Source organism: Acinetobacter rathckeae, assembly GCF_015627125.1.
Lineage (GTDB): Bacteria > Pseudomonadota > Gammaproteobacteria > Pseudomonadales > Moraxellaceae > Acinetobacter > Acinetobacter rathckeae.
Window position 1 is genome coordinate 36,926 of the sequence record NZ_VTDO01000002.1, and the last position, 19,608, is coordinate 56,533.

The window sequence follows — 19,608 nt, forward strand, 5'->3', positions numbered from 1 at the left end:
GCTAGTAGGTACTGGAAAATGACTAGACTGAGTATTAATGTCAATAAAATTGCTTTGATTAGAAATTCACGAGGAAGTAACTTCCCTGATTTAACAGGATTTATTGAAAATTTATTAGCGTTAGGAGTTGTTGGTATAACGGCTCACCCACGTCCTGATCAAAGGCATGTTAAAGATGATGATATTTATATTATCTCTAAAATAATAGAGCGTTATCCTAATGTAGAACTTAATGTAGAGGGCTTTCCTGATCGAAGGTTTATTAACTTAATCAAAGATGTTAACCCTGCTCAATGTACGTTAGTGCCAGATTCGCCAACACAGTTAACATCAGATCATGGTTGGGATTTACGTGATTCATTTATACTTGAATCAGCTATACTAGATTTAAGATCAAGCTCTACACGTATTGCTTTACTGATAGAACCAAATAAAGAAGATGTTCTTTTAGCAAAAGAATTTAATGTTGATGCAGTTGAAATATATACAGAAAACTATGCAAGTAAAGCAAAAGAAAATGAAGCCAATTTAGCACTTCAAGCAATTGCTAATGCTTGTAATGTTGCAAAACGAGAAGAGATGATTGTGAATGAAGGCCATGATCTTAACTTAAATAATTTAGATCAATTACTAAGAACATGTTCTATTCACGAAGTTTCAATTGGCCATGCTTTTACAGTTGAGTGTATTCATCATGGTTTAAATAATGTAGTCAGCAAATATCTTGAAATTTGTAGAAAATATTAAAATAGTCAGAGTTTTATTTGAAAGAGGACATGATTAGACTGGTAAATTGAACGATTGGGATGAGTGGAGTTTTTAAGGCCACAGCGTATGTAGTGAGTTGCTATCTTCGCTATATTCATCAATGAAGTTACATCTTGACATATCTACCATGTGGAAAGAAATATGGGTTAATGTAACCTTTGAGCGGGTTAGACTAGTTACTATTTGGTGGCACAGGTGGTTGTACAGTATTTCTATTTGTTTCGGGAGGTTTAGGGGTTTCAAATTTCTGCCAAGTATATCGGTGCGTTTGAATTTTTAAGACTTTATTTTTTCTGACCACTGTAAGGTGTATCTCGTGTGAAGTAGGAGTATTTCTTATTAAACGCATCAAGTCTTCGGGTGTAGCCACTTTATGTTCATTCACCGTAACAATAATATCCTGTGTCTTTATATCTAAGTCCATATTTTTCTGAGAAATTGCTACAACTAGAACACCATTTTTTGTACTTTTTAATACAAGCTTTCCTGCGGTATTGTTTACAGATACCATGCCAGTTTGATTGACTAATGGTTGCGCACTGAGATGTGTTGTTGTAAACAGACAAAGACCAATAGAAATGGAATAAAATAGTTTACTCGCAAAATTAGAGTATATTATTTTTGGTATATACATTTTTTAATATCCTCATTTTGAAATTATTTTTGTTAATTCTAGCATTAAAAAATTCTAAGGTAACCTCATTGGGGTTACATTATATAATCTAAACTCTAGGTGAAAAAAACATCATTAAAACAATGGAAAGTTAGTAATATTTTGCTTAATCATCATGAGCTTTTCGCATGTACCTGTTGTATTTGGTTAATAAAATTTGATCATTTTATGATGAAGTACACGGCTAAATACTACTTAAATCTTTTAAGGCAAGATCATTATTTTTAAAAGAGATATTCATCCTTCTGACAAATAGGCTTTGAGTCATTTAAATATTGCATGCTATTTAGACTTTTTACTTGAAAAAACATGTAATATTAAAAAGTATGCAATAAAGAATAATAGGGTAATTTTTAATGACAATAAGAAGTGCAGAAATTTCAGATGCTTCACGTATCGCAGAAATACAAGTGAGTGGTTGGCAATATGCATATGTTAATATTATGTCTCAGAGTATACTTGATGGGCTTTCTGTCCCCCCAAAAACAGCCATGTGGGCAAAAATAATTCAAGAAAATAATAAAAAATTAATGGTTTACGATGAACCATCTAAGGGAGTTGTTGGGTTTATTGTATATGGTGCATCACGTCATAAAGATGATGACAGAACAGTCGGAGAGATTGAGGCATTTTATATTGACCCAAATTACCTTCGGTGCGGTTATGGTAAAGAGTTATATAAAGAAGTCATATCTGAGCTTCAACAAGCAGGGTATACAAAAGTATATTTATGGGCATTATCTGCTAATTTAAATGCAATTGCATTTTATGAGAAAATGGGGATGGTTCGAAATATGCAAGAAATCAAGACATTAAAAATTCAAAATGACAGTTTAGAAGAGATCATGTATTACATGTACATTGAAAAATCATAGGTTTAGACATAGCAATTTGATGTGTGAATGATGTGAGTACAGGGCTTTAAATTTAAGCGTATTTACTGCATTATTATAATAGCTATAAGGATGTGGTACTTCTTTTTTTATTAAAGGTTAAGAAGTGGACGTATGCGTCAACTCATCACTTGAAAGTGATTAAAAATAAAACATAAAAATATTGTATAGTCATGTATTCAAGATCATTTTTAAGAGAGTAATATGAACTCTAATGTTTTAAGTAAAATTTTTCCTCAACGAAATGAAGATACCAATAAAAATGGTTTATTTATATTTTCTGGTCCATGCGTGGTAGAAAACTATGATGTGACCATGGAAATTGCTGAGACATTAGCACATATTCAAGATAGAACAGGTGTGGATATTGCCTTTAAGGCCAGCTTTGTTAAAGCCAATCGGACATCAATAAACAGTTTTACAGGACTGCCTTTACAGGAGTCATTACAAATTTTAGATACCGTCAAAAAACAATTTAATTTTAAAATTTTAAGTGATGTCCACGAATATACAAATTTTGATGAAGTTGGTGAAGTAGTCGATATTTTTCAAACACCTGCTTTTTTAGTGAGACAAACGGAATTTTTAAGAAGAGTTGCACAAGCTGGTAAGCCAATTAATATTAAAAAAGGGCAGTTTTTAAGCCCACAAGAAATGATCGCTGTTGTAAATAAAGTAAAATCGTTTGGTAATCATGATCTTTTGGTCTGTGAACGAGGCACATCATTTGGTTATAACTATTTAATTAATGATTTTAGAGGAATACAAGAATTATTAACGCTAGATGAACCTTTAGTGTTTGATGCGACACACTCTGTACAACGACCAGGTGCATTGGGTGGTACTTCGGGAGGAGATTCTCAGTATGCGCCTAAATTAGCAAAAGCAGCACTTGCTGTAGGTGCGAATGGTATATTTATGGAAACACATCCAAATCCATCAGTTGCACTGAGTGATGGGCCCAATATGATTCCTTTAGCTGATATGCTTGAGCTTGTGAAAGAACTCAAAGATATACATGCATTGATTAATAAACTCTAAAAAATCCTGGTTTTTATTGATGTAAAAAAGGCGAAACATGATGTTTCGCCTTTTTGCTTTACACTGTATATCTACGACTGAGTCCCCAATCTGCCAAAATTCGGCGATACATGGTTGATGAACGGTCAGCCTCAAAATGTGCTTCAGCTGTTAGATCTAAAGGAAGCTCTTCTGGTTTTTGTGACTCAACCATGTCTTGATCTTCTTCAAAAATTTGTGCGTTGAAGTCATATACGGCTTGTAAGTCACCTGTAGTATCAAAGTTGCGTGTCAGTGGAACAAACAAACGTGTTTTGTTATGTGACATTGGGCAACAAGCATTTAAAATTTTTAATACGCCATCTTCTGGAAAGTCTACTGTGAGTACCGCTGAAAATGGTGGATACACATCAAAGGTGCGTTTCCATAAAAAGCCTTCAGGTGCAAGGTGTTGCATACCATGAGGATAGTTACTTACATCGCTAATATATTCTGTTTGTAGACCATAAGGGGTTTTTACAGTTTTATACTTAGGTACAACTTGATTGTCTCTGCTTGCAAAGGCTTCATGGTGCACCCATGCAAAGTGAGCAACGTCAATAAAACCTTCAAGTTGTCTGCCTGATGAACCGTCAATATCTACAAATGGCGGTAAAATTGGTTGATGGCCTTCACATTCCCATGTGTCTAAAACAGGGAGGTTGGCCTCTTCAATATCTCTGTTAAGTAGACTTGTCCATACCAAACCATATTTTAAAATAACAGGGAATTGCGATAGGGTGAAACGGTCTGAAATTTTAACTAAGTCAGGCTGTGCAGGAATTTTGGTGCATTTCCCTGAGCCATCATAACGTAAGCCATGATACGGACAAATAATTTCTTCACCTTCAACCCAGCCTTTACTTAAAGGTACACCACGGTGAGGGCAAATATCTCTGACAAGATGAATTTCGCCACTTTCTGTTTGATAGGCCGCAAGCTTTACATCAAGCAAAGTAACTTGTTGAGGTTTAGTGCTGATGTCTTGAATTCGAGCAACAGGGTACCAATGTTGTGCCAAAATATCCCAGTCTTTTGGGTCAAATTGGCTGTAGCATGGGCGACTGAGTAAATTGGTTGTAGGTATAGCATTCATAAAGGCACCTAGCAAAAATTAAAGTGGTTTTTAGTGTTGGCTACTGAAATAGTTAGAGGTCTATTTCAATTGTGGCTGACTTGGCGCGAGAACAACATAAGGCAATATACTGTTCTGTTGCACATTTTTCTTCATCGCTTTGTACAGTATCTTGGTGGTCTATCTCGCCACAGTGTACTTTGGTGAGACAAGCACCGCACATGCCCATTTCACAAGATAGAGGCACATAAATATCATTTTCTTGTAAAACATTGGCAATGGTCTTATCTGCAGGTACGGTATAGCTTTGCCCACTTGATCTAAGCGTAACAATAAATGTATCTGCATCAAGTTCACTGCTTTTATTGAGTGCAGGTGGGTGGAATGCCTCTGTAAAAATTTGCTCATTTAGCCAACCGTGCGTTGTTGCAACCTCGGTAAAATGTGCCATAAAGCCTTCAGGGCCACACATGTAAATTTGTGTGTTGGCTTGTGGCGTTTGTAATAATTCTGGTGTGATTGATCGTAAGCTTTGACCATCATCACTACTTAAAATCTGTACTGTACCATGCTGAAAACCCATGTTTAAACGGCGAAGCATGGCTGCAAATGTATGGTTTTTTACATAATAGAGTAGAGTGAAGGGTTGGGATTTAGCTTCTAAAGCTTCTGCCATAGACAAAATAGGTGTAATCCCAATCCCTGCTGCAATAAGTAAGTAATTTTCTGCCGCTTGCATGGCAAATGCTTGGCGTGGTGCTGAAATTTCAATCGTTTGGCCGACACGTAGTTGCTCATGTACGTATTTAGAACCACCACGAGAGCTGTCTTCTTTTTTTATGCACAACTGGTAGTGGCCAGTGTCTTGCGGGTTACCTGTCAGTGAGTATTGACGAATAAGTTTGTTGGGTAAATGAAGGTCGATGTGTGAGCCTGCTTCCCATTCGGGTAGCGTGGCATTGTTGTCTACAGGGACAAGGGTGACAGCAATATTATTGCAACCTTGACGGGACATACTGTCAACAATCACATGGATATTTTCCATAGCTTGACCTTTCTATACATAATTATTGAAATAAGATGGCTGACCATGTTTTTTTGCAAGCATCATGGCTGCTTTCTATTTGAAAGTATCTCTTGGTTTTGGTGTTCTGTCTATTTCAATGTTTTGTATTAGTTGTTCTAAAAAATGGAACAGTTGGTTTTATTTTAGCTGAGGTTTGCGGTATATATGACTTTGCCGTTATAGATATAGAACACTGTGTATTATTTTTTATCTTTTAATAAAAAATTAAAACAATACACTTAATAATATGACATACATTACAAAATGAGAGGTATTTACTGATGAACACATTACGCTATTTTGAATTAGGCACATTAAAATCCGCTGTATTATTGTTAGCACGTATTTTACTTGCTTTTCTATTTATTAAGTTTGGTATTCCAAAACTTTTGGGCTTTAGTGGCACGATTGGCTATATGACAGCTTTACACCTGCCACTGCCTGCAGTCACTGCGGCTGTTGTGGTATTAATTGAAGTGGTTTTTGCTGGTTTATTAGTCCTTGGTTTTTATACACGTCCATTGGCCTTAATTTTAGCATTGTACACACTAGGTACAGCGATTATTGGTCACCCATATTGGAGCTTGACGGGCGATAGCGTAATGCCAAATGCCATTAATTTTTATAAAAATATAAGCATTGTTGGTGGCTTTTTATTGCTTATGATCACAGGCCCAGGTGCAATATCGCTCGATAAGCGTTAAGACCTAAAAGCACTGCAATCGAATGCAGTGCTTTTTTATTTACACCAAGAAGAAGTCGCCAAAACCTGCCTTTTTTAGACAGCGTCTAAACATGATTGAGCTACGATCTGCAGGAATGTGTGCTTCTAAAGTTAAGTCAAGTGGTAGGCGTTCAGGCTTTTGGTTTTCTACCATCATGCGGTCTTCTTCAAAAATTTTAATGTTGTAGTCAATGATGTCTTGCTCATTGTCATCTAAGTCAAAGTTTTTAACCAGTGGGGCAAACAACCGTGTTTGCTTGGCTGAAATAGGGCAAGCTGCATTCATAATGACCATTTTCCCTTGGTTGCGGAAATGAATGGTGAGTGTGGCCGTAAATGGTACATGTAATTTGAAGTGTCTGAGCCATTTAAAGCCAAGATCTCCTTTAAATTCATGGCTTGCAGGATAATCACCCACAGTGCTCCAGTAGTCAGCCTCAAAGCCAAAATCTGTTTCTACAGGGGTGTAATCAGGCACTTCCTGATTATTGGCATCGGCAAATGTGCCACTGTGTACCCATGCAAAATGGGCAACATCTAAAAACCCTTCGACCTGACGACCTGCAAAGCCTGCCACGTCTACAGGTGGGCAAACCACGTGTTGCACATGGTCATCATGCCACAATGGCATATCGGGCACTTGCGTTTGAGTGTCTGCTTGTAAGCAGGTCCAAATCAGACCATATTTTTCAACACTAGGAAAGGTTAGCAGGTTGAGTTTGTTGGGGATATTTTGATTTGGACTAGAGGGTACGCGGTTACAGTGGCCTTTCTCACCAAAACGTAAACCGTGATATGGACAAATGACGCCTTCATCGTCGTGCGTACCTAGGGTGAGCGGTACGCCACGGTGTGGGCATACGTCTTTAGCAACCACGATTTCATCTTTCACACGGTAAATGACTAATTGTTCATCTAATAACACCGCTTTCATTGGCTTTTGTGTGATATCTGCACATCGAGCCACAGGGTACCAGTATTGTGATAACAGTAACCAATCATTTGCGGTAAATGAGCAGTGTGCAGGAAGTTGAATATTTTTCGTTGTAATCGGTGCGTTCATTTTAAACTTGCCTATGTATTCAGTGGGTGAGTTTTACTTGTTGTAGATAATATGGTTTTAAAAAAGCATTTCGTCTATTACAATGATTCCAACAATCTGTTCTAATTTTTAGAATCACATGACTATTCCATTTTCTCGGTTTTCTGAGTACTTCATGGCTGTTGCACGTACAGGTAACTTACGCCGTGCGGCTGATCTATTGTTTATCTCTGTGTCTGCGGTGCATCGGCAAATTGCATTGGCCGAAGAGAGCTTAGGTGTACAGTTATTTGAGCGCTTGCCAACAGGGTTAAAATTGACTTTGGCAGGTGAGCTTTTATATGCCGATCTTTTGAAGTGGCAAAAAGATTTTCAACAGACGTGTGTACGCTTTGATGAAATACAAGGTTTAAAGCGAGGCTCTATAGATTTTGGTCTGATTACTGCACTCAGTGATGGCTTAATTATTGATGCGATTGATGAAATGCGACAAAGCTACCCTTGGTTAAACTTTAATATTCAAGTCGATAATAGTGATGTGATTGCCAAAAAAATTGTTGATGCTGATATCGATTTTGGGGTGATTTTAGACCCAATTCAGCGTACCAATTTAGATGTCTTGTCATTTGTGGAAATGCCTTTGGGCTTTATCATGTCACCACAACATGAGCTTGCAAGTGAAGAAAAAATATCATTGTCGATGACTTACCATGAGCGTCATATTGTTGCTGATGAACCATTGGTGATTCATGACCGTGTGACTGCAATTTATAAGCGGAATCAGTTGAATCCTAAGCAAGTGACAACCTGTACCGATATTCGCTTGATGTTGTCATTGCTGAAAAAAAATATGGGTATTTCTATTTTGAGTTATCTAGATGCGTATTCTGAAATCCAGCGTGGTGAATTGGTGTTTATTCCACTCAAAGAAAAAGGGGTACAGCCTTTAACTGTAGCATTGTGTATTGCACCTAAACGTCAATTATCTCGTGCATCACAGATTTTAATTCAGTTATTGATGAGTAAGTTAGAGCAATTTAAGGTAATTTAACTGTGGAATTGCTTGATTTATCATCTAAAAACTCAAAATTGGCGAAACTCTATGCAATTGAGTGGTTTAAGTCATAAAATAACTTGATCAATGCTCAGAAGGTTTATATCATACCGCACATGGAAGCGTGGCAGAGCGGTTTAATGCACCGGTCTTGAAAACCGACGAGGGTTTACCCCCTCCGTGAGTTCGAATCTCACCGCTTCCGCCAAATTCAAAAAAGCCCTGACATTGTCAGGGCTTTTTTATTTTAAAATAAATATGCAAAACGTAAGTACGTATCTATATTTTGTTTAAAACCATTTTCGGTTTTAAAGTCTTTTCCTACACTCATATTTACTTGAAGCTTTGGTGTAATAAAGTGTGTGGCAACCAGTTTTCCATAAATGGTATTACTGCGATTATCTTGATTAACGTCGTTCACTTTTGTTTCGCCACCCCAAATCCAACCCCCACCAATGCCCAATGCAGTTGTAGGTGAAATGTTGTAACGTAAATAGCTTTGATACTCATATTTGGTTTTTTGCTTTAACGCAGCGTGGCCTAAGTAGTCTGAGTTTTTGCCATAAACTGTACCATCTATAATATTTTCTAAAGTAAATTGTGGGTGTATATGATACAACCATGCCAACTGTACAATCGTATTCCAACGGTTTTCGCCCAAGTTTAATGCACTATTGTGGTCATATTTTCCTGTAGGTAGTGTTATAAATGGAGCAATCCCAAAAGTATGTTTTGGTGCTGCACTGGGAATATATTTAATTGGCATACCATAAACAACATCACCAATTGCAGTTGTTTTACCCAGTGCCGCAATGTCTCCGCCTGTGGTAACACGTCCAAAAGGAAGAATCACTTGTGGTTCAATACTTACATTGGGTATAGGGTGAATGGCATAAATGAAACGTGCTAATCCAGCATTGGCTTTGAGTTTAGCATTATTCGATATTTGGTTGTCATTGACATATAAGTCCTTGCTAGAGGTATAGTTATAATACAGGAGCCCCATCGCTGTACCATTGGGCAGTGCTTCGAAGTCACCGGGTTGTACTTCAAGTGCATAAGCATGGTTTGCAGCGATTGCAGTGAGTGCAGTAAAAAGTGTTTTTTTCATTTATAACTCCCCAAATGGCAGCGTATTTAAAAGCCCTGTTTTGTCATGGCAGTGTATGTACTCAAAGTATTGTGATTGTGAAGGAATACTCATGACTTCATGAAATAGTTTGAGGTTGATTTGAAAATTCATCTCTTGTACATATTTCATGAAGCTACCAAAAATTTGGACGTGTGTTGGGTGTGATTTTGCCCAATGTTCTAGGTGTTCTAAGTCACTAAAATAAGCCAAGCCAAAAGTTTTATTGCATTTTTTACCTGTATTTTTGTCGAGTACAGTCATGTAACGACAGTTAAAACAGCCTTCTGTTACCCCTTCATTGGCTAAAAAATCCATGCCTTGACGTAAAATTGGTTCAACATCATTTAAATATAGTGCTCTTTCTTTGCCTTCGGTGCCTTCCCAATCTTGGCCTGAACGAATAAGGCTTAGGTTTTATTTCCCTTTAAGCTGAATACGTACGGCCTGATTTGAAGTGCCTACAACTGAAAAATGCCCATCTTCACCTTGAATTGTAGAGGTCTGTGCAATAGGTAAACGGTCTCGCATACTGCCATAATAAGCATGTTCTTGCATTTCATCACTCATGCCTTGGGCAAGGTGAGCGATACCTTCGGGTGTTTTGGGGTTTGAAAAAATGGTTTCAAACTCAGTGATTTTAGGATAGTAAACTTCTAAAAAGTAACCATATTGTTCACGCTCTCGCTCGTTATTACTCCACCATGTTTGAAAACCTGATTGCTTACACCAAAAGTCAAAAGGTTCTACGTCTAACCAGTAGGCTGTAATCACCAAATGATGATAGTTTTGGGCATCTATAAATGTTGCAGGAACCCAATACTGTGGTTGGTATTGGCCTTTGAAATACTGTGTAAATATTTGGTGCTTGCTATACTCAATTGCAGTTGTAGATTGAATTGCAAAATAAGCCACTGTAAATTGTTTGGCATTGGTTTCAAAGCGAGTTGTCCATGCTGGAAACGGTGGTAGATAATTATTATCTACCAAGTTTCGTGGACAAGTTCGTTTCTGCTCCAAATGTTTAGGAATAGCAGATTCCATCTTGTTTAGCCCTCAGCATGGTCTTCAATGGCAACAGTATTTTCGGTTTGCTCTTGCTCGTAGTCTTGCTTAGTGATGACTTTTTTGGCTACACTTTTATTAAAGATTAGCTGAAAAACATCTGGGCGAGAGTAGTGACCTACAGGATCAGCCGCTGTTTTAGCAATCGTAATATGGCTGAGATCTAAGTCTGCATATAATAGGCCTTCTTCATCTTCGGCAAGTGGTGTCACTAGATCACGACCATCAGGCCCAAAAATACGGGCATGGCCACCGCCTACAGCAAGCAATTTTTTCTGCTCTTCTGTTTCACACATAAAGTCTTGCATCTCTTTAGAAACAGTGGCACATGGTGAAATGACAAAGCACTGGCCTTCTGCTGCATAAAGACGAGAAGCCGCAATATTTACATCTGGCCCAATTGAAGCCATTTGTGGTTGATACAATGAAAAACTTGGCCATGCAGCAATGTGAATTTGTTCATGCTGTGAATACATGGCATAGCGGGCAAGGGGTTGTAAATGCTCCCAACAGCAAAGTGCACCAATACGGCCTAAACTGGTTTCATCCACACGAATTGAGCTACCATCACTTTCACCAAATAAGGTGCGTTCTACGTGAGTGGCTTTAAGTTTACGGCGAGTAGATACTGTTTCACCGAGATTGTTAATTGTCCACTGAGAAATATATAAACTGCCATGGTCACGCTCACTAAAGCCAAGCACCACAAAAATATTATTCTTTTTTGCGGCCTCTTGAATGCTTTTCGCAGTGTCACTGTCTAGTTCAAGTGAATTTTGATGGTATTGATAGACTTTTGGCACATTTGCCATAGGGGTATCTAACCATAAGAACCACGGATACCCAGGAATCCATGTTTCAGGAAAAGCGATCAGTTGTGCACCATTTTGTGCTGCTTGTTCAATCAGTTGAATTGTTTTATTGACAGTCCCTTGTAAATCCATAAAAACAGGGGCTGCTTGTACGCAGGCAACTTTAATTAAATTGGTCATTTATCACTCTTTTTTGTCTTTGGTCTGTGGAGTAACTTTTATAAACCAAGCTTTGTTTATTTAGATATTCTGAGAAGGAACAAGTGATGTTATGAGAGAGAATGGCATTGATAAGTATCTGGAATCTCTTGGCTTTTGGTATGAGATTTGCTTTTATTTTATAGAGATTATAGATCAAAGTGACTGGTGCTATGGGATCGATTCTTTTACCAAATACAACTTCTGAGTGTTTTGATACACGCCGTGTTGATGTAAAGCAACAAAGTGATTATTGGCAGTATGCGATTAGTCAGGCATTTGTACCTTTAGATTGTGCCATTCAGTCACCACAGTTTTGGGGGAGTTTAGATGCTAGATCATGCTCTAAACTGGGAATTGTACATGTACAAGGTGAGTCTCAGCATGTAGAGCGACGAAAAAATAAAATGAATACGAATCAACAAGACGTTGTGCTTTTGAGCTTAATGCTCAAGGGGAGTATGGGGCTTGTCTATAATCAACAAGAATTAAATCTGACACAGGGACAATTTGCTTTTTACGATACGACTCAAGAGTATGATTTAAACTTAGCTCAAGCATTTGAGCAAATTGTGATTTCAATTCCTAGAGTGGAGTTTTCACGGCGTTTAGGGCGAGTGAAAGATATTTGTGGCGTTGCTTTTGGTACAGACCATGCCTTATACCCATTTGCCTGCAATTATATTAAAGCGTTTTTTCATGCTGGTGCATTATCTTATCCTCAACAAGATTTAATTAGTGATCATGTACTAAATATGATGAGCTGTATTGTTGAAGACAGTTACCAGAGCGTGAAACCTCGGAAGAAAATATTTTTATTTGAACAGATTGAAAGCTTCATTTTGGCAAATCTACATGACTGTACATTTGACATTCATCGGGTTGCACAGCAATTTCAAGTCAGTGCTCGTTATGTCAGTAAGTTATTTCAAACACAAGAAACGACATTTGGTCAGTTTATTTTGTTGAATCGGTTACAAAAAAGTAAGGATGCTTTACAAAGTACATCACACCAAATGTATAGCATACAGCAAATTGCATATAGTTTTGGCTTTACAGATATGTCTTATTTCTCAAGAGAATTTAAAAAAAGATTTGCAGTAACACCATCGGAAATCAGGCTTGATCGTGTGTGGGTTTAAATAAAAATAGGGTGTTATTAAACACCCTATTTCAAAGACTTACGGCTAATTACTTAACCATTTACCATAATACCGCCATTAATATGAATGGTTTGACCTGTAATGTAAGACCCATCTTGGCTGGCTAAGAACACAAAACTTGGGCCAACTTCACAGGGTAGACCTGCACGTTGCATCGGTGTGTCTTTACCTAGATCATCAATTTTAGACTTGTCAATCTGTCCCCATGTGTTTTGGATTGGTGTCCAAATTGGGCCAGGTGCAATATTGTTGACACGAATACCTTTCGGTGCAAGTTGGTTAGACAATGCACGGGTAAAGCTGGTCATTGCACCTTTGGTTGATGAGTAGTCAACAAGTTCTTTTAAGCCAATATATGCATTGACTGAAGATACATTAATGATTGAGTCGCCTGATTCAAACTGCGGTAACAGTGCTTTACTTAGGTAAAACATGGCATCTAGGTTTACATTAAATACTTTTTTCCATTGCTCATCAGATACTGTCGTGAGGTCTTCTTTGGGTGATTGCATACCTGCGTTGCTGACAAGTACGTTTACACGACCAAAGTCTTTAAGAACATCATCTGCAAATTTATAGCAAGCATCTTTATCACCTAAGTCTACTTCATACACACGACAGGTACGGCCTAAGTCTTCTACCCATTTTTTTACAGATAGTGCTTGTTCGCCTGATGATGTATGGCTCGTAATGGCAATATCTGCACCCTCAGTGGCAGCGTGCATAGAAATTGCACGACCAATACCCGTACCCCCACCGGTAACTAAAACAACTTTTCCTGCCAGTTTGCCTGTGCCTTTATAGTCTTCACGAAGAAAGTTTTTTACTTGCTCTACACTAGTTAAGTCGTAATTAGACATGAAGTGTCTCCATTTGCATTGTATTTTAAGATGAAATATTTAAAAAAATCATAGCAATGACTGTGCCATATTTTACAATTGCACTGAGATTTACTGACATCAACGCTATGACAAATGCCTGAGTCGCTTTGATTATATGCATACAATATGCGATAAAACTTCAATTTTAATAAAAAGATACAATACTTTTACTCAACCACTCGGCATAAGATATGTACTCCTATACGAAAAAGTATGTATTGCTGTAAAAGATTGAATGCTGAAAATGTTATGATAAATGGGAATAATTTTTTGGTTTTAACGCTATGAAAATCGTTGCAGATGAAAACCTTGCACTGACAGATTACTTTTTTTCTGATTTGGCACAGGTTCGCTCACTGTCTGGTCGCACGCTCACTCATGCAGATGTCCATGATATAGATGCACTGTTGGTACGTTCAGTGACTAAAGTAAATCAGGCATTACTACAAAATAGTCAGGTGACGTTTGTTGGAAGTGCAACGATTGGTACAGATCATATAGATTGTAATTATTTAGAACACCATAAAATTTCTTGGGCCAATGCGGCAGGTTGTAATGCACAAGCGGTGGCCGAATATGTGGTTACTGCATTATTACATTTAAACCCACAGTTATTGCATGCAGAAAAAACCTTTACTTTGGGAATTGTAGGTTTGGGAAATGTCGGTCAGCGATTGGCACAGGTGGCTCAAGCAATGGGGTGGCAAGTGGTTGGTTATGACCCATTTGTGTCAGGTGAGCATATTCAGCAAGTCGCTTTTGAGACGTTATTACAGCAAGCGGATGCGGTGTCTATACATGTGCCACTGACACATACGGGGGAGCATGCGACTTATCATTTGTTCAATGAGCAGACCTTTGCGCAATTAAAACCTAAAGCAATTGTTTTAAACAGTGCGAGAGGGGCGGTCATTGCTGAGCAAGCACTTTTAGCTGATATTGAGAAAACACAGCGTGATGTGGTGTTAGATGTATTTGAGCATGAGCCAAACATTAGTCAGACTTTACTGAATGCGGTGAAATTGGTTACACCACATATTGCAGGCTATAGCTTAGAAGGTAAGGCAAGAGGCACACAAATGATTTATGAGGCATTTTGTCATCATATATCACACAGCCCAAATAAAGATTTTAAAACACAACTACCAGATTGTGAGCAATTTAAACAGCCATTACGTACCGCATTGGCACAGCATCTGGGTCAAATTTATAATATTGCCCAAGATGACCAAAATTTATGTGCCTGCGTGCAAGATGGCATGGTGTCACAACAAGCATTTGACGCATTACGTAAAAACTACCCATTACGCAGAGAATGGGCATCACACGGAATTGATATTCATGCCTGATTTAAGCTACCAACCGACGTGTGACCTTGATGCAATCAAAGCACGTGCAATGTTGTATCAACACATACGCAGTTTTTTTGCTGAGCGGCAGGTGTTAGAGGTGGAAACGCCTATTATCTCTGCAGCAACTGTTACAGATGTGCATTTAGCTTCTGTAGCAACAGCTCGCCATGTACAAGGGAAAATACAACAACACTACTTGCAAACCTCACCTGAATTTGCAATGAAGCGTTTATTGGCCAGTGGTAGTGGACCGATTTATCAAATCTGTAAAGTCTTTCGTGATGATGAGCATGGCCGTAAGCATAATAGTGAATTTACTATGCTTGAATGGTATCGCCCTGATTTTTCATTGCGGCAACTTATGCATGAAACCACTGAGTTATTACAGCAGTGTTGTGTAACACGCTTTGCAGATATTCGCCCAATGGTACTGAGCTATAAACATGCTTTTTTCGACCGTTTAGATATTAATCCCATTACTGCAACACTTGCACAGCTAAAAAACACGGCGCAACGTGTTGGCTTAACACTCGATTTAGGCGATGACCGTTTAGGATATATAGACTTACTATTTTCTCACATGGTTGAGCCGAGCTTAGGATTTGATACACCTGTATTTTTAACAGACTTTCCACCTGAAATGGCATCACTTGCAAAAACAAGAATTGATGATGATGGTGAAGAGGTTGCCGCACGGTTTGAATTGTATATAGACGGTTTAGAACTTGCCAATGCGTATGATGAACTGATTGATGCCGATGTATTACGCATGCGTTTTAATGCAGATAATCAAGCACGTGAACAGCTAGGTTTAAAGACCATGCCAGTTGATGAACACTTATTGGCGGCTTTACCACATATGCCCGCATGTGCAGGCATTGCACTTGGTGTGGATCGTTTATTAATGGTAATACAACGCCGTATGCGTTTAGAGCAGGTGATTACGTTCCCTGCTCATTTGGCATAGTTTTATTGGCTTTGCTTAGCTAAGAAATCTGCTTTAAGTATTGCAAGGGCTTCGATGCGTTTGGTAATCAGCATTTCACCAATATCGGGGCCTTTAATGTCTGTAGGTAAATCTTGTGCTTTAATGTTCCGTACACACTGAATAGCTGCTTGCATATAATCTGCTTGTGGATAGGCACGATCTTCTAGGCCTAAACGTCCTTTCGCATCACTTTCACATGCTTGAATAAACTCAAGCACTTTTTCAGGGCGGCGTAAAACATCTAAACGCTGTAACAAACGCCACAGTGTACCTGGTTTAAGTTGCAGTGCCTGATGGCATTTTAAATGCTCTTTACATACAGAGATCGCGAGTTTTTTGGTACTTGTGGGTACTTTTAGTCGCTCACAAACAGCGGTTACAGGTTCAACACCACGTGCTTCATGCATGGTGTGCCTTGGTAAAATATCTTTTGGTGTCAGTGCCTTACCTAAATCATGTAGCAGTACTGAAAAACGTACATCTAAGTTGTAGTTTTGACGGCAGGCTTGTTGTAATGACATTAGTGTATGAATGCCACAGTCAATTTCAGGGTGAAACTCAGGACGCTGAGGTATGCCAAATAGGGCATCAATTTCAGGAAAGAGTACTTTCAGTGCACCGCAATCACGCAATACGCTAAAGTAAACTTCCGCATGCGGTTCCATGAGCGCTCGAGCAGTTTCTTTCCAGACTCTTTCAGGGGTTAAGTGGTTGAGTTCACCTGAGTCACTGAGTGTTTGCATCAGCTGTAGTGTTTCGGGTGCAATACTAAAGCCATATGTCGCATAACGAGCCGCAAAGCGTGCAACACGCAGTACCCGTAACGGGTCTTCAACAAAAGCGTTAGAGACATGACGTAATATTTTATGCTCAAGGTCTGATTTGCCACCATAAGGGTCAAAAATTTCCCCTGTACTCGGGTCTTGTGCAATCGCATTAATGGTTAGATCACGCCGTAATAAATCTTGTTCTAGAGAAATATCTGGCGATGTTGAAAATTCAAAGCCATGATAACCTTGCCCTTTTTTTCTTTCCATACGGGCAAGCGCATATTCTTCTTTACTTTCAGGGTGTAAAAACACAGGAAAGTCTTTACCTACGGGTTGATAACCTAAGGTGAGTAGTTGTTGTGGTGATGCTCCAACCACAACATAATCTTTTTCTTGATAAGGATGGCCAAGGAGCTGATCTCGAACAGCACCACCGACTAAATAAACACGCATGAAAAAACCTCTATTCTTGGCATTATCATGCATGAGAATAGAGGTTTCTACAAGTGAGGAAGTTAAAGCATTTTGTATATTAAATGCTTATTTTCCTTGATGAATCACTTCTGCAACAGTGAGTGCTGTCATATTAACCACACGGCGAGTTGTTGCTGTTGGGGTTAATATATGTGCAGGCTTCGCTGCACCCAATAAAATTGGGCCTACAGTCACATTGTTACCTGCAGTAGATTTGAGCAAGTTAAATGAAATATTTGCTGCGTCTAGGTTTGGCATAATCAGTAAGTTTGCTGAACCACTATAGCGAGCATCAGGGAATGCAAAGTTGCGAATGTTTTCATCAATCGCTGCATCACCATGCATTTCACCTTCAACTTGTAAATCAGGCGCACGCTCAGTCACAAGACGATACACTTCACGCATTTTTTGTGCACTTGGGTCAACTTGGTCGCTACCAAAGCTTGAGTGTGAAAGTAATGCAATACGTGGTTCTAGACCAAAGCGACGTACTTCCTCTGCTGCTAATATGGTCATCTCAGCCAATTGTTCAGCGGTTGGATTGGCATTGACATAAGTATCTGCAATAAATAAATTGCGACCTTCGAGCATAAGGGTATTTAGGCTAAAGAAGTGGTTAGAACCTTCTTTCATACCAATGAGGTTGCGTACAAGGTCTAGGTGCATGTCATAGCTACCATAAGTACCACACAACATACCATCGACTTTACCAGACTTTAACAACATGGTTGCAACTAGGGTAGAACGACGACGTGCTTCACGCTGTGCAAAAGCAACTGTCACCCCTTTACGTTTTATGACATTATGGTAATCCTTCCATGTTGCTTCGTAGTCAGGGTTGTTGTCTTGGTCTACAATTTCAATGTTAATGCCATTGTGTAAACGTAAGCCGAGTTTTTTAATGTTGGCTTCAATGACAGCTGTACGACCCACTAACACTGGGCGAGCAATGCCTTCATCAACTACAACTTGAGCCGCACGTAAAATACGTACATCTTCACCTTCTGCATAAGCAATACGTTTTGGTGCAGCTTTAGCTTGTGCAAACACAGGTTTCATAATAAACGCCGTGTTATAAACAAACTCAGACAGTTGTTGGTTATAGGTATTCATGTCTTGAATTGGACGAGTCGCTACACCAGAGTCCATAGCTGCTTTAGCAACTGCAGGTGCAATTTCTAAAATTAAGCGTGGGTCAAGTGGTCCTGGAATGAGGTATTCACGACCAAACGTAGATGATTTTTCACCATAGCTTGCTGCATCTGGTTCAACATGTGCCATACGTGCAATGGCATGTACACAGGCCACTTTCATTTCTTCATTAATCGTGCTTGCACCTACATCTAATGCACCACGGAAGATATACGGGAAGCACAGTGCATTGTTGACTTGGTTCGGGTAGTCTGAACGACCTGTTGCCATAATGACATCATCACGAACTTCGTGAGCATCTTCTGGTAAGATTTCTGGGTTAGGGTTAGCAAGTGCAAAGATAATCGGTTGCACAGCCATTTGTTTAACCATCTCTTTGGTTAAAATACCTGCCGCTGAAAGCCCCAAGAACATATCTGCATCTTGCATCACTTCATGTAATTGCGTTTGTGCAATGTCTTGCATATAACGTTGTTTTGACGCATCGAGATTACTGCGTGAGGTGGTAATAAGACCACGTGAGTCAGCAACAATAATATTTTCTTTACGTGCACCTAAAGCACACAGTAAATCTAAACAAGAGAGCGCCGCTGCTCCTGCACCTGATGCAACAATTTTAATGTCTTCTAATTTTTTGCCATTGAGCTGGAGTGCATTGATTAATGCTGCACCCACAATGATACTTGTGCCGTGTTGGTCATCATGGAATACAGGAATACCCATACGCTCACGAAGTTTTTGTTCAATGTAAAAACATTCAGGTGCTTTAATATCTTCTAAGTTGATCCCACCAAATGTTGGTTCGAGTGCTGCCACAATATCAACAATTTTGTCTGGGTCATTTTCAGAAATTTCAATATCAAAAACATCAATGCCTGCAAATTTCTTAAATAAAACGCCTTTACCTTCCATGACAGGTTTAGATGCGAGCGGGCCAATATTTCCAAGACCAAGTACGGCAGTACCATTGGTGATTACAGCAACAAGGTTACCACGTGCTGTATATTTCGCAGCTGTCGATGGATCACGTGCGATTTCTAAACAAGGCTCTGCAACACCAGGAGAATATGCCAAAGCTAAGTCACGTTGATTACTCAGTTGCTTACTTGGCGTCACGCTAATTTTCCCTGGTTTTGGGAACTCATGGTACATTAGCGCTTGCTGTTTCAGTGTTTGATCGTCCATTTTTATCTCGTTTACTGCGGTTAATCTAGCATGTGCTAGTAGAATTTTCTGAATATATCACTACTTTAGTATACTCGCACAGTTT

17 protein-coding genes, 1 tRNA gene and 1 pseudogene are annotated in these 19,608 nt (G+C 38.9%); 9 read left to right on the forward strand and 10 right to left on the reverse strand.

Features of this window, described 5'->3' with window-relative positions; translation table 11 throughout:
- Window positions 1-18 precede the first annotated feature (18 nt).
- A complete protein-coding gene (locus tag I2F31_RS03695; protein ID WP_195773477.1) occupies window positions 19-747 on the forward strand; it encodes a pyridoxine 5'-phosphate synthase in 729 nt (242 codons plus the stop codon).
- Between the two features lie 193 nt (window positions 748-940).
- On the opposite strand, the gene I2F31_RS03700 is transcribed toward I2F31_RS03695, so the two are convergent.
- A complete protein-coding gene (locus I2F31_RS03700) occupies window positions 941-1,402 on the reverse strand; it encodes a PDZ domain-containing protein (protein ID WP_195768191.1) in 462 nt (153 codons plus the stop codon).
- Window positions 1,403-1,797: 395 nt separating this feature from the next.
- Between I2F31_RS03700 and I2F31_RS03705 the strand changes: the two genes are divergently transcribed.
- Both I2F31_RS03705 and kdsA read left to right on the forward strand, forming a co-directional pair.
- Window positions 1,798-2,316, forward strand: a complete 519-nt coding sequence (locus tag I2F31_RS03705) for a GNAT family N-acetyltransferase (protein WP_195773478.1) — start codon at window positions 1,798-1,800, stop codon at window positions 2,314-2,316.
- Between the two features lie 222 nt (window positions 2,317-2,538).
- A complete protein-coding gene (kdsA, locus tag I2F31_RS03710; protein ID WP_195768193.1) occupies window positions 2,539-3,375 on the forward strand; it encodes a 3-deoxy-8-phosphooctulonate synthase in 837 nt (278 codons plus the stop codon).
- A 58-nt stretch (window positions 3,376-3,433) separates the two neighbouring features.
- On the opposite strand, the gene I2F31_RS03715 is transcribed toward kdsA, so the two are convergent.
- Window positions 3,434-4,489, reverse strand: coding sequence for an aromatic ring-hydroxylating oxygenase subunit alpha (locus I2F31_RS03715; protein ID WP_195773479.1), 1,056 nt, complete (start codon window positions 4,487-4,489; stop codon window positions 3,434-3,436).
- A 52-nt stretch (window positions 4,490-4,541) separates the two neighbouring features.
- Entirely contained in the window at window positions 4,542-5,513 is a 972-nt protein-coding gene (locus I2F31_RS03720) for a PDR/VanB family oxidoreductase (RefSeq protein WP_195768195.1), read from the reverse strand.
- A 302-nt stretch (window positions 5,514-5,815) separates the two neighbouring features.
- Here I2F31_RS03720 and I2F31_RS03725 point away from each other — a divergent pair, with 302 nt between their 5' ends.
- Window positions 5,816-6,238 (forward strand): DoxX family protein, encoded by a 423-nt coding sequence (locus I2F31_RS03725; RefSeq protein ID WP_195768196.1) that lies wholly within the window; start codon window positions 5,816-5,818, stop codon window positions 6,236-6,238.
- A 39-nt stretch (window positions 6,239-6,277) separates the two neighbouring features.
- Here I2F31_RS03725 and I2F31_RS03730 read toward each other — a convergent pair whose 3' ends face one another.
- Window positions 6,278-7,321 carry an aromatic ring-hydroxylating oxygenase subunit alpha gene (locus tag I2F31_RS03730; protein ID WP_195768197.1) on the reverse strand — a complete coding sequence of 348 codons (1,044 nt, stop codon included), beginning with the start codon at window positions 7,319-7,321 and terminating at the stop codon, window positions 6,278-6,280.
- A gap of 118 nt (window positions 7,322-7,439) precedes the next feature.
- Between I2F31_RS03730 and I2F31_RS03735 the strand changes: the two genes are divergently transcribed.
- Window positions 7,440-8,351 carry a LysR family transcriptional regulator gene (locus I2F31_RS03735; RefSeq protein WP_195768198.1) on the forward strand — a complete coding sequence of 304 codons (912 nt, stop codon included), beginning with the start codon at window positions 7,440-7,442 and terminating at the stop codon, window positions 8,349-8,351.
- Window positions 8,352-8,472: 121 nt separating this feature from the next.
- Window positions 8,473-8,562: transfer RNA gene (locus I2F31_RS03740), tRNA-Ser, on the forward strand.
- Window positions 8,563-8,601: 39 nt separating this feature from the next.
- Here I2F31_RS03740 and I2F31_RS03745 read toward each other — a convergent pair.
- From I2F31_RS03745 to I2F31_RS03755, 3 genes and pseudogenes are all read right to left on the reverse strand, one after another.
- Window positions 8,602-9,465 carry a transporter gene (locus tag I2F31_RS03745; RefSeq protein ID WP_195768199.1) on the reverse strand — a complete coding sequence of 288 codons (864 nt, stop codon included), beginning with the start codon at window positions 9,463-9,465 and terminating at the stop codon, window positions 8,602-8,604.
- Window positions 9,466-10,527: pseudogene (locus I2F31_RS03750) on the reverse strand (phenylacetaldoxime dehydratase family protein).
- Between the two features lie 5 nt (window positions 10,528-10,532).
- On the reverse strand, window positions 10,533-11,540 hold the full coding sequence (locus I2F31_RS03755; RefSeq protein ID WP_195768200.1) for a carbon-nitrogen hydrolase family protein: 1,008 nt from the start codon (window positions 11,538-11,540) through the stop codon (window positions 10,533-10,535).
- Between the two features lie 191 nt (window positions 11,541-11,731).
- On the opposite strand from I2F31_RS03755, the gene I2F31_RS03760 reads away from it, so the two are divergent.
- Window positions 11,732-12,700, forward strand: a complete 969-nt coding sequence (locus I2F31_RS03760) for an AraC family transcriptional regulator (RefSeq protein WP_195768201.1) — start codon at window positions 11,732-11,734, stop codon at window positions 12,698-12,700.
- Between the two features lie 53 nt (window positions 12,701-12,753).
- Here the strand turns inward: I2F31_RS03760 and I2F31_RS03765 are convergent, their stop codons facing one another.
- Window positions 12,754-13,581 carry an SDR family oxidoreductase gene (locus I2F31_RS03765; protein ID WP_195768202.1) on the reverse strand — a complete coding sequence of 276 codons (828 nt, stop codon included), beginning with the start codon at window positions 13,579-13,581 and terminating at the stop codon, window positions 12,754-12,756.
- Between the two features lie 305 nt (window positions 13,582-13,886).
- Between I2F31_RS03765 and I2F31_RS03770 the strand changes: the two genes are divergently transcribed.
- Together I2F31_RS03770 and epmA are read left to right on the forward strand one after the other, a co-directional pair.
- Entirely contained in the window at window positions 13,887-14,951 is a 1,065-nt protein-coding gene (locus I2F31_RS03770) for a 4-phosphoerythronate dehydrogenase (protein WP_195773480.1), read from the forward strand.
- Window positions 14,944-15,921, forward strand: coding sequence for an EF-P lysine aminoacylase EpmA (gene epmA, locus I2F31_RS03775; protein ID WP_195768204.1), 978 nt, complete (start codon window positions 14,944-14,946; stop codon window positions 15,919-15,921). The genes I2F31_RS03770 and epmA overlap by 8 nt, the downstream gene beginning before the upstream one ends.
- A gap of 2 nt (window positions 15,922-15,923) precedes the next feature.
- Here the strand turns inward: epmA and I2F31_RS03780 are convergent, their stop codons facing one another.
- Both I2F31_RS03780 and I2F31_RS03785 read right to left on the reverse strand, forming a co-directional pair.
- Window positions 15,924-17,165, reverse strand: a complete 1,242-nt coding sequence (locus tag I2F31_RS03780) for a multifunctional CCA addition/repair protein (protein ID WP_195768205.1) — start codon at window positions 17,163-17,165, stop codon at window positions 15,924-15,926.
- 87 nt (window positions 17,166-17,252) lie between these two features.
- A complete protein-coding gene (locus I2F31_RS03785) occupies window positions 17,253-19,523 on the reverse strand; it encodes an NADP-dependent malic enzyme (protein WP_195773481.1) in 2,271 nt (756 codons plus the stop codon).
- Between the last annotated feature and the right edge of the window lie 85 nt (window positions 19,524-19,608).

Coding starts and splice junctions, on each gene's coding strand:
- I2F31_RS03730 (WP_195768197.1), bottom strand. CDS start 7,321: ATGAACGCACCGATTACAACGAAAAATATTCAACTTCCTGCACACTGC.
- kdsA (WP_195768193.1), top strand. CDS start 2,539: ATGAACTCTAATGTTTTAAGTAAAATTTTTCCTCAACGAAATGAAGAT.
- I2F31_RS03705 (WP_195773478.1), top strand. CDS start 1,798: ATGACAATAAGAAGTGCAGAAATTTCAGATGCTTCACGTATCGCAGAA.
- I2F31_RS03720 (WP_195768195.1), bottom strand. CDS start 5,513: ATGGAAAATATCCATGTGATTGTTGACAGTATGTCCCGTCAAGGTTGC.
- I2F31_RS03745 (WP_195768199.1), bottom strand. CDS start 9,465: ATGAAAAAAACACTTTTTACTGCACTCACTGCAATCGCTGCAAACCAT.
- I2F31_RS03760 (WP_195768201.1), top strand. CDS start 11,732: ATGGGATCGATTCTTTTACCAAATACAACTTCTGAGTGTTTTGATACA.
- I2F31_RS03755 (WP_195768200.1), bottom strand. CDS start 11,540: ATGACCAATTTAATTAAAGTTGCCTGCGTACAAGCAGCCCCTGTTTTT.
- I2F31_RS03695 (WP_195773477.1), top strand. CDS start 19: ATGACTAGACTGAGTATTAATGTCAATAAAATTGCTTTGATTAGAAAT.
- I2F31_RS03765 (WP_195768202.1), bottom strand. CDS start 13,581: ATGTCTAATTACGACTTAACTAGTGTAGAGCAAGTAAAAAACTTTCTT.
- I2F31_RS03715 (WP_195773479.1), bottom strand. CDS start 4,489: ATGAATGCTATACCTACAACCAATTTACTCAGTCGCCCATGCTACAGC.
- I2F31_RS03780 (WP_195768205.1), bottom strand. CDS start 17,165: ATGCGTGTTTATTTAGTCGGTGGTGCTGTTCGAGATCAGCTCCTTGGC.
- I2F31_RS03785 (WP_195773481.1), bottom strand. CDS start 19,523: ATGGACGATCAAACACTGAAACAGCAAGCGCTAATGTACCATGAGTTC.
- I2F31_RS03700 (WP_195768191.1), bottom strand. CDS start 1,402: ATGTATATACCAAAAATAATATACTCTAATTTTGCGAGTAAACTATTT.
- I2F31_RS03770 (WP_195773480.1), top strand. CDS start 13,887: ATGAAAATCGTTGCAGATGAAAACCTTGCACTGACAGATTACTTTTTT.
- I2F31_RS03735 (WP_195768198.1), top strand. CDS start 7,440: ATGACTATTCCATTTTCTCGGTTTTCTGAGTACTTCATGGCTGTTGCA.
- epmA (WP_195768204.1), top strand. CDS start 14,944: ATGCCTGATTTAAGCTACCAACCGACGTGTGACCTTGATGCAATCAAA.
- I2F31_RS03725 (WP_195768196.1), top strand. CDS start 5,816: ATGAACACATTACGCTATTTTGAATTAGGCACATTAAAATCCGCTGTA.